Raw genomic sequence first — 15,346 nt, 5'->3', positions numbered from 1 at the left:
CCGGTCAGAAGGAGACCCTTCAGGAGCTTCCTTCGTCGGGACAGGGCATTGACCATGACCTTGTCGTTCCTGGCCGCCCTCATTGTGGCCACCTTGATTGGCCCCTTGGTCTGGCGCGTGCAACCCGATGCCATCAACCTCGGCGCCGTCCTGCAGTCTCCAAGCCTGGGACACCCTATGGGCACGGACGACACCGGGCGGGACGTGTTGGCCCGGGTCCTGGCGGGTGGGCGGACGTCGATCCTGGCCGGTCTGACCATTGCACTGATCGGCGCGGTCGCCGGGTGTATCGCTGCCCTTTTGGCGGGATCGATGCGCGGCTGGGTAGACACGCTCTTTACCTGGCTGACCAACTCCATCCTCTGCTTCCCTGCCATCCTTCTGGCGATGGCGATCGCGATGGCACTGCAGCCGGGAGTCACGGCGGTGGTCATCGGGCTTTCGCTGCACTCGTTCCCCTGGTACATGCGGACGCTTCGCGGGGAGGTGATGCGCTTGTACGGCCAGGACTTCGTTCGCTCCACGGTCGCACTCGGAGCACACCCCGCCCGCGTGCTGTTCCGCCACGTTTTCCCGCACCTGGTCCCGATCATGATCCTGCAGATGGCCGCCGTCTTCGGTGCGTCGGTGCTCTCCCTGGCTGCCCTCGGTTACCTGGGCCTCGGCGCTCAACCTCCGACGGCCGAATGGGGAGAAATGATCACCGATGGCCAGCAATTCTTCCTGACGGGTCAATGGTGGATCGCGGGCTTCCCCGGCCTGGGCCTGCTCCTTGCCGTCAGCCTGACCACCATGATCGCGGACAGGGCCCGGGAAGTCCTGGATCCACGCGGCGAATTCATCCAGGCGAAATGAGGCTTTTTCGATGATTAGCACCATTTTCAAACGGCTCGGCATAGCACTGGCCACGGTCTTCGGGGCTTCGATCTTCGCCTTCATCCTCCTCCGCAAGGTTCCCGGTGACCCGGCCCGGGCCATTGCCGGCGATGCGGCCACCGACGACGCCATCGCGGCGCTGCGGAAGTCCATGGGACTGGATGACAACCTCTTCGTCCAGTACGGGAACTACATGGGCTCGCTCCTCCGCGGTGACTTCGGCTTCTCTTACAGCACCGGCAACAGCGTCGGTAGCCTCCTTGCCCAACGGCTGCCGGCGACGATCGAACTGGGGCTGCTGTCAGTAGTCATTGCCATTGTGGCGGCGGTCCTCGCCGCGAGCATCGCTGTCTACTCACGACGCCGCTGGCCGGACCGGTTTCTTCGCATCGCTTCCTCCCTGGCCATGGGATCGCCACCCTTCTGGATCGCCCTGCTTGCCTTGCTGGTTCTCTCGATCCAGCTCGGGATATTCCCGGGTCCTGAAGGCCGGCTGTCACCCGGGATGCTCCGTCCGACGAACGTCACCGGCATGTTTACGGTGGACGCCCTGCTTGCGGGACAGTGGGGGACTTTCGCCAATGCGAGCTGGCACCTGATCCTGCCCGCAACGATTATCGCCTTGGGTCCGTTCGCCTTCCTCAGCCGGCTGTACCGGAACCAGCTTCGTGGCACGCTGCGGGAAACCTTCGTCACAGTCGCCCAGAGCCATGGCCTCCGCAGGTTCCCGGTCTACTCGCGCCACGTGGCCCCGCACGGGCTGTTGGCACTGTTACCGGCTGCTTCGCTGTTGTTCGCCGATCTCCTGGCTGGAAGCCTGCTGGTCGAGAAAGTTTTCGGATGGCCGGGCATAGGTTCCATGACCGCCGACGCCATCATCCAGAAGGACTTTGCCGTGGTCCAGGCGGTACTCCTTTTGGCCGCCATCCTCTACGTGGTAGTCAGCCTCGTCTCGGACCTCGTCATGACCGCGGCAGATCCCCGCACCCGAGTAGGAGCCCGCTAATGTCGCACATCAACGCACTTCCCTTTCCTTCCCGAAGCATTGCCAGCGACGGGATCCCGGGCCAGGCGCCCGTCCTGAGCGTCAAAGGACTAACAACCAATTTCGACACTTCCTCGGGAACCGTCCACGCGGTGCGGGACGTGTCCTTCGACCTCTACAAACGGCAGCGATTGGCGATCGTCGGCGAATCGGGTTCCGGGAAATCCGCCCTCGCCATGTCCCTCGTGGGGCTCGTTCCGCCACCGGGCCGCATTGTGGGCGGCAGCGTCAAGCTCCACGGGACAGAGCTCGTGGGCCTTGACGACGCCGGGATATCCAAGATCCGGGGGCGGGACATCGGCCTGGTATTCCAGGACCCGATGGCTGCCCTGGATCCCCTCAAGACCATCGGAACCCAGTTCGTGGAAACCATCCGGGTGCACCAGGACGTCTCAGTCAAGGTGGCCCGGCGGATGGCCTGCGAACTCCTCGCCGAGGTGGGCGTCAACGATCCGGAACGGAGGATCGCCGACTACCCCCACCAGTACTCCGGGGGCATGAGGCAGCGCGTGCTCATTGCCATGGCCATCGCCAACGATCCCGCCGTGGTCATCGCCGACGAACCGACCACGGCCCTGGACGTCACCACGCAGGCACAAGTCCTGGACCTCCTGGCCAAAATCTGCGACGAACGCGGCAACGCGTTGGTGATGATCACCCACAACCTGGGGATCGTGGAAGAACTCTGCGACAGCGTCAACGTCATGTACGCGGGACGGTTCGTCGAATCGAGCAGCACCCGGTCACTTTTCGGCACGCCGGCCCACCCGTACTCGAAAGCGTTGCTGGACTGCGTCATCGACCCCGCTACGGCCAAGCGCGGCGCGTTGCCGGCCATCCCCGGCTCGCCCCCGGACCTTTCGGCCGATGAGCCCGGATGCCCGTTTGTGTCCCGATGCCCGATCGGCCGGGACGAACTACGGTGCGCAACGGAACGGCCCGAGGCGCGCACCTTGGCGGGCGGCGCCGTCGTCCGCTGCCACTTCGCGAGCGATACCCCAGGAGATCCAGCATGAGCAACGCAGCCACAGCCCCGCTCTTGCGGGTGGCGAACCTCAACAAGTCCTACGGCAGGGGTGTCGGTTCCAGGAACAGGACCCAGATCCTGCGGGATGTCTCCTTCGAACTACGACGCGGAGAAACACTGGGGCTCGTGGGGGAATCGGGCAGCGGCAAGTCCACCACGGCTGCGTGCGTCATGGGCCTGACCGCGGTGGACAGCGGACTGATCGAGTTCGACGGCGTGGACCTCACCTCCTTGTCGAAGCCGGAGATGCGGCGGATGCGCAAACGCATCCAGATGGTGTTCCAGGATCCCAACGGATCACTCGACCCGCGCTTCACGGTTGCCGACCTCGTGGAAGAGCCGCTGGTCATCCACGGAGTCTCGGACTCGGCGGAGCGCTCGCGCCGGGTCGAGGAAGTGCTTGACCGCGTCGGGATCACCCTTAAGCAGGCACAGCGCTATCCGTTCGCGTTTTCCGGCGGTCAACGCCAGCGGATTGCGATTGCACGGGCACTGGTCCTCAATCCGGACCTCGTAGTCCTCGACGAACCGGTGAGCGCGCTGGACGTCTCGATCCAGGCCCAGGTCCTCAATCTCCTGAGCGATCTCCAGGACGAGTTGGGGTTGACCTACTTGTTCATCGTCCATGACTTGGCCGTGGCGCGGCTCATGAGCCATCACATCGCCGTCATGAACTCGGGACAGATCGTGGAAGCCGGAACCTCAGAGGACGTTTTCGACAACACCACCCACCCCTATACCCGTGCGCTGCTGGACGCGGTCCCGGGCGCTCGCCGTCGGGCCAAGGCCCTTGCGGCGGCCGGTACGGCCGTAGCCGTGGAAGGAAAGTGAAATGAGGACCTTGCCCTCCCTGCGTAGCCTGACGAAGAGGACGACGGCGTTCCTCGCCGCCGCGGGTCTGCTCGCCCTGGCGGGCTGTGCCAGTCCGGCCGCTTCGTCCGCCCCGAGCAGCCGGCCCTTCACCGTGAACTGGGCCACGACGCTGACCAACATTGATCCTGCATTCGTGTGCGCCGGCAATGAGAACAGCTTCGCCAGCAACTTTTACGCCCGGCTCGTCAAGCTCGACGAGGATCAACAGCCCGACGGAACGCTCGTGGCCAACACGGACCCTGCCCGGGTCAAGGGGGACTTGGCCACCACCTGGACGGTTTCCCCCGACGGGAAGGCTTACACCTTCTCCTTGCAACCGGGAGCCAAGTTCGCCAACGGCAACCCTTTGGATGCCGAGGCCGTCCGGTACTCGATCATGCGGAACCTCACCATCGGTGGCTGCGGATCCCTCGGCCTGCAAATCGGCCTGACGGACCCGCCCCTGATCAGCAGCGTCGTCGTAGTGGACGCCCAGAATGTCCGGCTCGAACTGTCACGTGCCTACCCCGCAATCCTGGTGACGTTGGCGCAGAGCCGCGGATCGATCTATGACCCGAAAGTCATCAAGGACCACGGCGAGGACAAGAAGGGCGTGCCCAATCAGTGGTTGGCCGCGCATACCGCCAGCAGCAGCGGCCCCTATGTCTTGGACGAGTACGTGACCAACAACTACGCGGTGCTCAAACGCAATCCCAACTATTACGGCCAAGCCGCCAAGGAACCGGTGGTCCGCGTCAACTTCATCACCTCGATCCCCACCCTGATGCTGCAGGCACGCCGGGGCGAGGCGGATGTGACCCTGGGGCTGCCACCATACGTTGTTCACGAACTAAGCCAGAACGACTGCTGCACGGTCACCGCGGCCCCCGCTTTTGCCCCGGTCACGGTGTCCTTCGACAATTCCTCCGGCGTGACCTCGAATCCGAAATTGCGCGAAGCGCTGACGTACGCGGTGCCCTATGAGCAGATCAAGGCCAGCGTGGCTTACGGCTACGCGGACAGCTACTACGGCCCCTTCGTTCCAGGAACACCGGGATTCGACCCGCAACGCTCGGCCGCCCGCCCCCTCGACAAGGACCGGGCACGGGCCTTGGTCAAGGAGTCCGGGCTGGTGAACCCCCAGATCGACCTCATGATCAACCCGACATCGCCGGGGGTCTCCACGCTTGCGACGATCCTGAAAGCCTCGTGGGAGGACATAGGCGTCACGGTCAACATCGATTCGCAGACGCCCACGGCCTTCGCCACGAAGTTCAACACGGGCAAGTACCAGTCTGCGCTGCTGTTCGAGAGCGCCGGCGCGGTGGCTGCCTACGAACTCCGCAAGAAGATGACCTGTGGCAGCAGCTTCAACAACCAGCACATCTGTATCCCAGGGACGCCGGACCTCATGAAGAAGCTGGACAACGCCCCGGATCTCCAGTCGCAGCAGCCCTACATCAACGCGCTGGTGGACGCGTGGCGGGCCAGTTCGCCCACCATCATCCTCTACCGTGCGCAATTCACGGCGGTGCTGGCCCACTCGGTGAAGGCCTTCGACTACGCCTCGTCAACCACCTTCTACAACTGGGGACGGTAGGGGCTAGCTCCCTGGATACCGCCCTGGGCTCCGGAGAGCACCCGCGGCGGACAAGACAACACGAAGAACTAGCTAAGGACGCGAAATGCGAATTGGTGTCGATGGAAGCAAAATCCCCCACGACGCGGACGACTCGGCGATCCGTATCCTCGAACGGGCGCACGGCATGGGGATGGAAGGAGTGTACTTCCGCAGCGTCATGGACGTCTCCCCAACCCTGGACCGCGGCTTGCTCGCAGAGGTCCGGGACTGCGCGGATTCACTCAACCTCTACCTCCAAATGGGCCTCGCGAAGGTCAACCCGTACGCGACGGCTGAAGCTCCGCACGTCCGCAGGCTCGGCGATGGCGACTACACGCGCGGCATGATCAAGATGATCGAGGCCGCGCATGAAGCCGCAGGCGTGACGGACTTGTGGGTGGCGTGTGCCAACTACCAGCGCGGCATGCCGGGCTACTACGTTTTCGACCGCTTCCGGACAGACGCGCCGTGGGCCGACCAGATCGTGGCGATCGAGAAGTTCCTGCGGCTCCTTGCCCCGGTGGCCCGGGACCACGGCGTGCACATGAACATCGAGACACACGAAGAGATCACGAGCTATGAAATCGTCCGCCTGGTGGAAGCCGTGGGGCCGGATGTCCTCGGGGTCACTTTCGACACCGCCAACGTGGTGGTGCGAGGGGAAGACCCTGTGGCTGCTGCGCGTCGCGTTGCACCGTACACCCGGGCCACGCACTTGCGGGATTTTGTCCTCGGTGAACAGGACGGCGTCTTTGGCAGGGTCTTCGCGCCGATCGGCCAGGGCTCGATCGATTGGGACGCGGTGCTCGGCATCCTGCACGCCGAGAACCCGGACCTGCCGCTCTCGATCGAGAACGCAGGTCCCACCCTGCATTTGCCGATCGGCCTCGACGATCCTGAATGGATTGCCATGCACCCTGACCTTGATCAGGACGAAGTGGCCAGCATCCGGGGCATGGCTGCCGAGTACGCGGAACGGACGGAAAGGGGCGAGGCGCCGCGGATCAGCGACTTGCGCGCGGCAACGTACGACGGTGCGCACTTCATCGACGTCTCGGCGAAATCCCTGAGGGACGCACTGTCCCGGATCGGAGCCGCGGTGTAGGCACGACTGCGCTGTCGCACCCAACTGCCTCGCAGTTGTTGTCGTTTAGACGCTTCAGAATGACATTAACTGCCAGTCAGTTGGGTGGGGAGGAGCAGAATAGGCCCATGACTTCCAAGATCACTGATGTGCCGGGAATCCGGGTGGGACATGTCCAGCGGATCGGCGACGGCTGGCTCAGCGGGGTGACCGTTGTCCTTCCGCCGCCCGGGACTGTGGGTTCCGTGGATGTGCGCGGCGGCGGGCCGGGCACGCACGAGACGGACGCCCTCGATCCCACCACCCTGGTGCCCACGGTCGACGCGGTCGTGCTCACCGGCGGGAGCGCCTTCGGTTTGGTCACGGCCCACGGTGCCCAGCGATGGTGCGAAGAACAAAGACGCGGCTTCGCAGTGCCGGGGGGAGTGGTACCGATCGTTCCGGCCGCCGCGATCTTCGACCTGGGTCGCGGCGGTGACTTCGCCGCCCGCCCCGACGAAGCCATGGGATACGAAGCGGCAGGCGCGGCTGCGGCTTCAAGCGAGCACGCCGACGTCGGGCGCGGAAACGTCGGTGCCGGCACTGGTGCCGTGATCGGCCGCGGCGCGTTCAAGGGGGGAGTGGGCACCTCGTCCATCACCCTGGACAGCGGCGTGGTGGTGGGTGCGCTCGCAGTGGTCAACGCGCTCGGGATGCCTTTCGGCATATCGTCCCCGCAGGCGGAAGCCGGCACCTCCGAACCGAGGCCCCCGGCACTGAACACCACGCTCGTCGTCGTCGCCACCAACGCCGTCCTCGACCCGGCAGAATGCAAGCGCACCGCAAGTGCCGCACACGCCGGCCTCGCCCGGGCGTTGAGTCCTTCCCATACCCTCGCCGACGGCGACACCGTGTTCGCGCTGGCGACCGGCGCCGTCGGGCTTGACCGCAGTTCGGAACAAGCGCGGCAAGTCTCGCTCATCACCCTGCAAAGCGCGGCGGCCGACGCCGTCCGCCTGGCTGTCCTCGACGGTGTCGCGGCCGCGGAATCAATCACGACGGCGGCAGGCACCTACCCTGCCTACGGCGCGGTTTAGCGGGATCCAAGGGGGTCCCGCGGCCAGGGGAAGCGTGACACCGTGCCGGTGTCTGCGCTAGCATGGGCGGATTTAACTTTCGCGCCGTCTTGGCGTAGAGTTGTCTGTTGGTTGTCTGCACAGCCACGCCCATTTAACAGGTCGCGAGTCCTGCTTCGTGGAGTGGCAGGGGCCGGACGGTCAAACAAACAAAAAACGTCCGCAGATTTTCCGGTGCCTAACCGGAGGGCTGCGGCAAACAACAGTTAGCGGAGGATATGGCCAAGAAGGACGGGGTCATTGAGATCGAGGGCGTTGTGACTGAGGCGCTGCCCAATGCGATGTTTCGCGTTGAGCTCACCAACAAGCACATCGTTCTTGCACATATCTCGGGGAAGATGCGACAGCACTACATCAGGATTCTCCCTGAGGACCGCGTAGTGGTGGAGCTAAGCCCTTACGACCTCACACGTGGTCGCATCGTCTACCGCTACAAGTAATTGCTGGGCGGCAGCCTTGGGAAACCCGGGTAGTTGCCGCTCCAGCCGACCAACTGCAACACGCAAAGGAACGCCATGAAGGTCAAGCCGAGCGTTAAGCAGATCTGCGACAAGTGCAAAGTGATCCGCCGTAATGGCCGGGTCATGGTGATCTGCGAGAACCCGCGCCACAAGCAGCGCCAGGGCTAATTCCCCGCAAGGGAACTAGCGCCCGCGAGGGCAAACCTGGGTTGCTAACCCACGCAAGTAAATAAAGGCAGCACAAGCTGAATTGGGACGTATGGAGCCCGGACAGCTAACCCCCGGTCGGAGGCTGGGGCCGCACTGAAAGTGCGGGTGTACTGCCTACGACCTCCGGTTTATTCAAGGAGTACTGCCACTATGGCTCGTCTCGCTGGCGTAGACATTCCCCGCGAAAAGCGGTTGGAAATTGCGCTTACTTACATCTACGGCGTGGGCAAGACCCGTGCACACGAAACCCTGGCTGCCACCGGCATCAGCGCTGACGTTCGCGTCAAGGACCTGACTGACGCCGAACTGGTTCAGCTGCGTGACTACATTGAAGGCAACTACAAGGTTGAGGGTGACCTTCGCCGCGAAGTAGCAGCAGATATCCGCCGCAAGGTTGAAATCGGCAGCTACGAAGGCCTGCGTCACCGCAAGGGCCTGCCCGTACGCGGTCAGCGTACGAAGACCAACGCTCGTACCCGCAAGGGCCCGAAGCGCACCGTCGCCGGCAAGAAGAAAGCCGGCCGCTAGAAATAGCGCCGACTTTCCCCCGATAACTTTCTGTAGGAGAAATAATGCCCCCGAAGACTCGTGGCGCGGTTCGCAAGCCGCGTAAGAAGGACAAGAAGAATATCGCGCTTGGCCAGGCGCACATCAAGAGCACCTTTAACAACACCATCGTGTCCATCACGGACCCGAACGGTGCTGTAATCTCCTGGGCTTCCGCCGGTGAGGTTGGATTCAAGGGCTCCCGCAAGTCCACCCCGTTCGCCGCCCAGATGGCTGCCGAGGCTGCTGCAAAGCGCGCCCAGGAGCACGGTCTGCGCAAGGTTGACGTGTTCGTCAAGGGACCGGGATCCGGACGCGAGACCGCAATCCGTTCGCTGCAGGCCGCTGGCCTCGAGGTTGGCTCCATCCAGGACGTCACCCCCAGCGCCCACAACGGTTGCCGCCCGCCGAAGCGCCGCCGCGTCTAATTGGATTCTTGGCCTTGCCGGCCGGGTCCGCCACGGAACAGCCTGACTGTTCCGTGGCGCCCGGCCGGCAAAGCCGGAACCAAGCCGATTTCCACCACCTGTGTTGCGTCATATAGCGGATGCTCGCCGAAAGGAAACCTAAGTGCTTATTGCACAGCGCCCCACTCTGTCTGAAGAAGTAGTCTCCGAGAACCGCTCGCGTTTCATCATTGAACCGCTGGAACCGGGCTTCGGTTACACCCTCGGAAACTCCCTCCGCCGTACCCTGCTCTCCTCCATCCCCGGTGCTGCTGTAACCAGCATCCGGATCGATGGCGTGCTGCACGAGTTCACCACGGTTCCGGGTGTCAAGGAAGATGTCACTGAGATCATCCTGAACATCAAGAACCTCTCCGTGTCCTCCGAGCACGATGAGCCGGTTGTTGCATACCTGCGCAAGCAGGGCCCCGGAGTCGTCACGGCCGCGGACATCGCTCCGCCGGCCGGCGTCGAATTCCACAACCCGGATCTGCACATTGCCACGCTGAACTCGAAGGGCAAGTTCGAACTCGAACTGACCATCGAACGCGGCCGCGGCTACGTTTCGGCAGCTCAGAACAAGTCCGGCGACTCCGAGATCGGCCGTATTCCGGTCGACTCGATCTACTCGCCGGTCTTGAAGGTTACCTTCCGCGTGGAAGCTACCCGTGTTGAGCAGCGCACTGACTTCGACAAGCTGATTGTCGACGTCGAGACCAAGCAGGCTATCGCCCCGCGCGACGCCGTTGCTTCGGCAGGCACCACCCTGGTGGAACTGTTCGGTCTTGCACGTGAGCTGAACACCGCAGCTGAAGGTATCGAGATTGGCCCGTCGCCGACGGACGCTGCCCTGGCAGCCGACATGGCACTGCCGATCGAGGATCTGGACCTCACCGTCCGTTCCTACAACTGCCTCAAGCGTGAGGGCATCCACACCGTGGGTGAACTCGTTGCCCGCTCCGAGGCTGACCTGATGGACATTCGTAACTTCGGTGCGAAGTCCATCGATGAGGTCAAGGCAAAGCTGGTTGAACTGGGTCTGTCCCTCAAGGATTCCCCTCCCGGTTTCGATCTTGCAGCCCGCGCCGCAGCCATCGAAGAGGACGACGCCGCTTTCAGCGACGACGAGCTCTAACAAGCAGATCTTGGCCACCGAGTCCACGTTCGGACCCGGACGGCCTTCATTACAGGAGAAATTACTATGCCTACCCCCACTAAGGGTCCGCGCCTCGGAGGCGGTCCGGCTCACGAGCGCCTGATGCTCGCGAACCTGGCAGCATCGCTGTTCGAGCACAAGCGCATCACCACTACGGTCACCAAGGCCAAGCGCCTGAAGCCGTACGCAGAGCGCCTCGTGACCTTCGCCAAGCGCGGCGACCTGTCCTCCCGCCGTCGCGTACTCGGCCTGATCAGCGACAAGGGCATCGTCCACGAGCTGTTCACCGACATCGCCGGCGCCGTTGCCAACCGCGATGGTGGCTACACCCGTATCACCAAGATCGGCAACCGCAAGGGCGACAACGCTCCCATGGCTGTCATCGAGCTGGTTCTTGAGCCGGTTTCCCCGAAGCAGGCTGTAGTTGCCGAGGCAACTGCCGCTGCCAAGAAGGACGCTGAGAAGGCTGCTCCGGCCGCCGAAGAGACCGCTCCGGTTGCTGAGGAAGAGGTCGTTGAGACCGAAGCCGCAGAGACCGAAGCCGAGGCTCCTGAAGCTGAAGCTGCTGAAACCGAAGAGGCTCCGGCCGCTGAGGAAAAGAAGTAATTCACTGAATTCCTCACAGTAGACTTAAGTCTATGAACGAACGAAAACCCGCTGCCCCCGTTTTGGGGGGCGGCGGGTTTTTGCGTGTCCGGATGGATCTTTCGTACGACGGCGGCCCTTTCAACGGGTGGGCGCTCCAGCCCGGTCTCCGGACCGTGCAGGGATCGCTGGAGGAGGGGTTGGCGCTGATCGTGCGGCGCCCTGTGCGGGTCACCGTGGCGGGGCGGACCGACGCCGGTGTCCACGCCCGGGGACAAGTGGCGCACATTGACCTGTCCGAGGCCGAGTGGGACGGGCTGCCGAGGGGACACGAGATCGACCCCGCTGCCGCGTTGTTGCGGAGGCTTCGCGGCGCCTTGAGCCGGGTCCTTCAGGATGAAACCGGCGCCATTGAAGTGCACGACGTCGGATTGGCGCCGGACGGTTTTGACGCCCGCTTCTCAGCGTTGTGGCGTCGCTACAGCTACCGGATCGCCGATGGGCCGGAACGCTGGGATCCTGTCTTGCGCAGGCTCACCCTCTGGCACAAGGCGGAGTTGGACGAGGCCGCGATGAACGCGGGGGCCGCGACGCTGCTCGGGCTCCAGGATTTCCGCGCCTACTGCAAGCCCCGTGAGGGAGCCACCACTATCCGCGAACTGCAGCGGCTAGAGTTCGTCCGCGGCAGCGACGGCGTACTGCTCGCCAATGTCCAGGCCGACGCGTTTTGCCACAACATGGTGCGTGCGCTGGTGGGATCCGCATTGCGTGTGGGGGAGGGCCTGGAAAGTCCGGAGTGGCTGCACGAGCGTTTGCTCGCGGGGGTCAGGGACGCCAAGTCCGTGCTTGCCGCGCCTCACCCCTTGGTGCTTGAGGAAGTGGCCTATCCCTCTGACGACGAACTGTTTGCACGGGCCGAGCTGACGCGGGCACGGCGGGAGTAGGTTTGGGGGCGTCCACGGTACCCGCGAGGAGGTCCTCCTCGACTCTGGGTGTCGAGGAGGACCGGTCTTTGGGGGATTCGTTTGGCGCCCTCGACGTTAAGCTGTCTAGAACGCTCCGACGAAGTTCTTCATGACATTGATGACCGCTGGACCGATGATCACGATGAAGAGCACGGGCAAGATGCAAAACATGAGCGGAAACAGAACCTTGATAGGCAACTTCATCGCCTTTTCTTCGGCCCTTTGGCGCCGCTTGACACGCATCTGCTTCGCCTGCGTCCGGAGTACGTTTGCGATCGCGATCCCATAGGTGTCCGCTTGGACGACCGCCCGGACGAAGCTCCGAACATCCGGGACCGACACCCTCTCGGCCATGGCCAGATAGGCTTCCTTACGGCTGCGGCCCACCTGCATGTCCTGGAGCGTTCGGGCTAGTTCCGCAGCCAGCGGCCCTTTTCCGTTTTGGGCTGCCCTGGCCATCGCGGATTCAAAGCCGAGACCCGCTTCGACTGAAATGAGCATCTGGTCAAGCGTATTGGGTAGTTCCAACTCGATTGCTTCCTGCCTCTTCGCCCCGCGGCCGTGGATGAGAATGTCGGGAACGAAGTAGCTCAGCACCACCAGAAAGATGATGAAGAGAACGGCGTTGCTGCTCGGTGTTCTAAAAACCAAGAGGAACCCCAGGATGCTCACCACCAAGGCCGTCGCCGGCTTGGCTATCAACAGGCGTTCCAAAGGCATTCCGGCTGGTCGCCCTGCCCGCGCAAGGAGCTTGTCAAGCCAGCCCGCATAACCGGCGGGCGTCAGGCGAAGCCCTAAAGCGACCCGTTTTGCGTCGGAAGTGGAGCCGACCACAACGCCTGCATTCGAGGCGACGGGGACAGCGATTCCGCTGCGCCTGAGGTTGGTGCGAACTGCCGCGATCCCACTTCGGTCAACTGAAACAAACGACCACACTATGTAGGTGCAAGGCAGGACAACGAGTCCCACCATCAACCAGGCCATGGTAGTCACGATGCCCTCCTAGAACTTGATCTTGACAACACGGCTGAGCCAGAAACTGCCTGCAACCAGAAGAATGACGGCCGCGATCACCATCAACCACCCCAATGGGCTGGTGTAGAGCGTCCCGACATAATTGGGACTGGCTACGGTCAGGTAAAGGAACATGCCGAGGGGGAGAGCCACCAGGATGTACGCCGAGAGTTTCCCTTCGGCGCTGAGCGACTGCACCTGGCCCTTGATCTGAGCCCTTTCCCGCACGGTTTCCCCGACATGGTCCAACACTTCGGCAAGGTCACCGCCGACTTCTCGATGGATTTCAATTGCCTGGGCGGTCCAATCGAAGTCCTCGCTGCGCAATCTGCGCGCGGCATCCAACATGGAGTCCTTCAAGTCGCGTCCCAGGAGGGACTCGTTGACGAGCCGGGCGAATTCTTCCGAGGTAGGTGCTTCGGCTTCTTTTGCGACTGCGTCAACCGCTCGCAGGAGGCTGTGGCCTGCCCTGAGACCACCTGAGAGCATCAGCAGAGTGTCGCCGAGCTGTTCCTCGAATTTCTGCCGACGGCGGTTGGTCTTGAATTTCAAGAAGAGCATCGCGAGGAAAGGGGTAATCAACAGCGCCAGGATTCCGAGGAAGAAACCGGCCAATACGAAGCCAACGACCCCGGCTGTCACAGCAATGCAGGCAACCAAGAGGATGAAATCGGATTGGCGCAGTTTCAGCCCGGCTTGTTCAAGCAAATCGCGGCTGCCGAATCTAGAGTTTCGACTCACGTTTTGCTCAACGAAAGTTGTTGCCTTCCCGGTAACGCGGGTGAGGATCGATGGTTGCTCCGTCACTCCGGGCCGGCGTCGGGCCAGTGAGATCTGGTTCCGTCCCGATCCAATTGTCGTGAAGAACAGCGTGGCCAGGGCAACGAGCCAGAACCCGACGCCGATCGCGAAAAAGGCGGGTTCAGTGACGGTCATCGGAATGCGCCCCCAATCGGCACGGTTCCAAAGACGGCCGGTGAAAGCCCGATTCCAAGATCAGCGAAATGATCGACGAACCTCGGCCGCACTCCGGTCGGAACAGGGCGTCCGAGGAACCTGCCGTTAGCGTCCACCCCGGCACCATAGTCAAAGACGAAGGCGTCCTGGAGAGTGATGATGTCGCCCTCCATTCCCTGAACCTCCGTAACATGTGTAACCCGACGCGTGCCGTCGCGGAGACGGGAAATATGCACGATCAGGTTCACAGCGGATGCAATCTGCTCGCGAATGGCCCGGAGTGGCAGGTCCATTCCTGCCATCAGAACCAGGGTCTCAAGGCGGGCAATTGCGTCGCGGGGAGAGTTGGCGTGAACGGTTGAAATGGAGCCGTCGTGGCCCGTGTTCATTGCCTGCAGCATGTCGAGGGATTCACCCCCGCGCACTTCGCCGATCACGATTCTGTCCGGGCGCATGCGCAGCGAGTTCCGTACCAGTTCCCTGATGCTGACCTCGCCCTTTCCTTCGATGTTTCGTGGCCGGCTTTCCAGCCGAACCACATGCTCCTGCTGAAGCTGAAGTTCAATTGCATCCTCGATGGTGATGATGCGTTCTTCAGGTGGGAGGAAAGAGGACAGCACATTGAGAAGCGTGGTCTTCCCGGTGCCTGTACCGCCAGAAACGATGATGTTGAGCCGGCCCTGCACACAAGCGTGCAGGAGCTCGGCGATCTCCGGAGTCATGGTGCCGAACGAAATCAAATTCGCCACCGTGAGGGGAACATGGCCAAACTTTCGAATGGTGAGTGTCGAGCCACCGACGGCCAGCGGGGGAATGATCGCGTTAACGCGAGATCCATCCGAAAGCCGAGCATCGACGAGCGGCGAGGATTCGTCGATCCGTCGCCCGACTTTGGTGACGATGCGCTCGATGATCCGCCGGAGATGTTCTTCATCGCTGAATTTTGCGCCGGTCAGGTAGAGCTTGCCGGCCCGCTCCACGTAGACCTTGTCGGGCCCATTGACCATGATCTCGGTAACAGCCGTCTCATCGAGGAACCTTTGCAGTGGACCAAGACCCAGGACGTCGTCGGTGATCTCTTTAACGAGTCGCTGCCGCTCAAGCATGGAAAGCGGGATTTCGTCTTCTTCGATGATGGCGCGGAGTTCGTCCTTGACGTACTGGTGCAACTCCGCTTCCTCCATGGAAGCGTCGGTGATTCGGCTTCCCATTCGCTCGTAGAGAGCGGTCCCGGCACGGTCCTTGATTGCATTGAGTGCTTCATTGGTGTCGGAGGAATGCCGTTGTTCAACTGATGTAGACGCAGTGTGACTCATTGGATCGAGCCCCCCCGGGCCCCACGGGGCCGCCTGGGAGGTTGACTCCGAAGCCGACCCCGAAGCTGAC

Annotated in this window: 17 protein-coding genes; 14 read left to right on the top strand and 3 right to left on the bottom strand. The window is 62.8% G+C overall.

The window, feature by feature from the left end:
• Positions 1–54: 54 nt before the first annotated feature.
• From AB4068_RS02430 to AB4068_RS02365, 14 genes are all read left to right on the top strand, one after another.
• Positions 55–855, top strand: a complete 801-nt coding sequence (locus AB4068_RS02430) for an ABC transporter permease (protein WP_307052498.1) — start codon at positions 55–57, stop codon at positions 853–855.
• A gap of 10 nt (positions 856–865) precedes the next feature.
• Positions 866–1,882, top strand: a complete 1,017-nt coding sequence (locus AB4068_RS02425) for an ABC transporter permease (RefSeq protein ID WP_441432575.1) — start codon at positions 866–868, stop codon at positions 1,880–1,882.
• Positions 1,882–2,937 (top strand): ABC transporter ATP-binding protein, encoded by a 1,056-nt coding sequence (locus tag AB4068_RS02420; RefSeq protein ID WP_441432574.1) that lies wholly within the window; start codon positions 1,882–1,884, stop codon positions 2,935–2,937. The genes AB4068_RS02425 and AB4068_RS02420 overlap by 1 nt, the downstream gene beginning before the upstream one ends.
• A complete protein-coding gene (locus AB4068_RS02415) occupies positions 2,934–3,779 on the top strand; it encodes an ATP-binding cassette domain-containing protein (RefSeq protein ID WP_306958966.1) in 846 nt (281 codons plus the stop codon). Before AB4068_RS02420 ends, AB4068_RS02415 begins: the two co-directional genes overlap by 4 nt.
• Before the next feature lies 1 nt (position 3,780).
• On the top strand, positions 3,781–5,400 hold the full coding sequence (locus tag AB4068_RS02410; protein WP_441432573.1) for an ABC transporter substrate-binding protein: 1,620 nt from the start codon (positions 3,781–3,783) through the stop codon (positions 5,398–5,400).
• Between the two features lie 85 nt (positions 5,401–5,485).
• Positions 5,486–6,526, top strand: coding sequence for a sugar phosphate isomerase/epimerase family protein (locus AB4068_RS02405; RefSeq protein WP_441432572.1), 1,041 nt, complete (start codon positions 5,486–5,488; stop codon positions 6,524–6,526).
• 107 nt (positions 6,527–6,633) lie between these two features.
• Positions 6,634–7,581: a P1 family peptidase gene (locus AB4068_RS02400; protein WP_441432571.1), complete on the top strand. Its 948-nt coding sequence runs from the start codon at positions 6,634–6,636 to the stop codon at positions 7,579–7,581.
• 257 nt (positions 7,582–7,838) lie between these two features.
• Positions 7,839–8,060, top strand: coding sequence for a translation initiation factor IF-1 (gene infA, locus AB4068_RS02395; RefSeq protein WP_009358723.1), 222 nt, complete (start codon positions 7,839–7,841; stop codon positions 8,058–8,060).
• A 75-nt stretch (positions 8,061–8,135) separates the two neighbouring features.
• Positions 8,136–8,249 (top strand): 50S ribosomal protein L36, encoded by a 114-nt coding sequence (rpmJ, locus tag AB4068_RS02390; RefSeq protein ID WP_011775570.1) that lies wholly within the window; start codon positions 8,136–8,138, stop codon positions 8,247–8,249.
• Between the two features lie 192 nt (positions 8,250–8,441).
• Positions 8,442–8,819: a 30S ribosomal protein S13 gene (rpsM, locus tag AB4068_RS02385; protein WP_011775569.1), complete on the top strand. Its 378-nt coding sequence runs from the start codon at positions 8,442–8,444 to the stop codon at positions 8,817–8,819.
• 44 nt (positions 8,820–8,863) lie between these two features.
• Positions 8,864–9,265, top strand: coding sequence for a 30S ribosomal protein S11 (gene rpsK / locus AB4068_RS02380; RefSeq protein WP_028265083.1), 402 nt, complete (start codon positions 8,864–8,866; stop codon positions 9,263–9,265).
• A 142-nt stretch (positions 9,266–9,407) separates the two neighbouring features.
• The gene (locus AB4068_RS02375) at positions 9,408–10,418 is read left to right on the top strand and encodes a DNA-directed RNA polymerase subunit alpha (protein ID WP_011692778.1); all 1,011 of its coding nucleotides are present in this window, start codon (positions 9,408–9,410) and stop codon (positions 10,416–10,418) included.
• Between the two features lie 66 nt (positions 10,419–10,484).
• Entirely contained in the window at positions 10,485–11,045 is a 561-nt protein-coding gene (gene rplQ, locus AB4068_RS02370) for a 50S ribosomal protein L17 (RefSeq protein WP_284991839.1), read from the top strand.
• A gap of 32 nt (positions 11,046–11,077) precedes the next feature.
• The gene (locus AB4068_RS02365; protein WP_306958961.1) at positions 11,078–11,968 is read left to right on the top strand and encodes a tRNA pseudouridine synthase A; all 891 of its coding nucleotides are present in this window, start codon (positions 11,078–11,080) and stop codon (positions 11,966–11,968) included.
• Between the two features lie 105 nt (positions 11,969–12,073).
• Here AB4068_RS02365 and AB4068_RS02360 read toward each other — a convergent pair whose 3' ends face one another.
• From AB4068_RS02360 to AB4068_RS02350, 3 genes are read right to left on the bottom strand one after another with little or no spacing between them, the layout of a single operon-like run.
• Positions 12,074–12,982 carry a type II secretion system F family protein gene (locus AB4068_RS02360; RefSeq protein WP_441432570.1) on the bottom strand — a complete coding sequence of 303 codons (909 nt, stop codon included), beginning with the start codon at positions 12,980–12,982 and terminating at the stop codon, positions 12,074–12,076.
• 9 nt (positions 12,983–12,991) lie between these two features.
• Complete coding sequence (locus AB4068_RS02355; RefSeq protein ID WP_441432569.1) at positions 12,992–13,939, bottom strand: type II secretion system F family protein; 948 nt, start codon at positions 13,937–13,939, stop codon at positions 12,992–12,994.
• The gene (locus tag AB4068_RS02350; protein ID WP_441432667.1) at positions 13,936–15,276 is read right to left on the bottom strand and encodes a CpaF family protein; all 1,341 of its coding nucleotides are present in this window, start codon (positions 15,274–15,276) and stop codon (positions 13,936–13,938) included. Before AB4068_RS02350 ends, AB4068_RS02355 begins: the two co-directional genes overlap by 4 nt.
• Between the last annotated feature and the right edge of the window lie 70 nt (positions 15,277–15,346).

The organism is Arthrobacter sp. 2RAF22 (assembly GCF_052115325.1).
Lineage (GTDB): Bacteria > Actinomycetota > Actinomycetes > Actinomycetales > Micrococcaceae > Arthrobacter.
The sequence above is the reverse complement of the archived record's forward strand: the minus strand, read 5'-3'. Positions and strand labels throughout refer to the sequence as shown.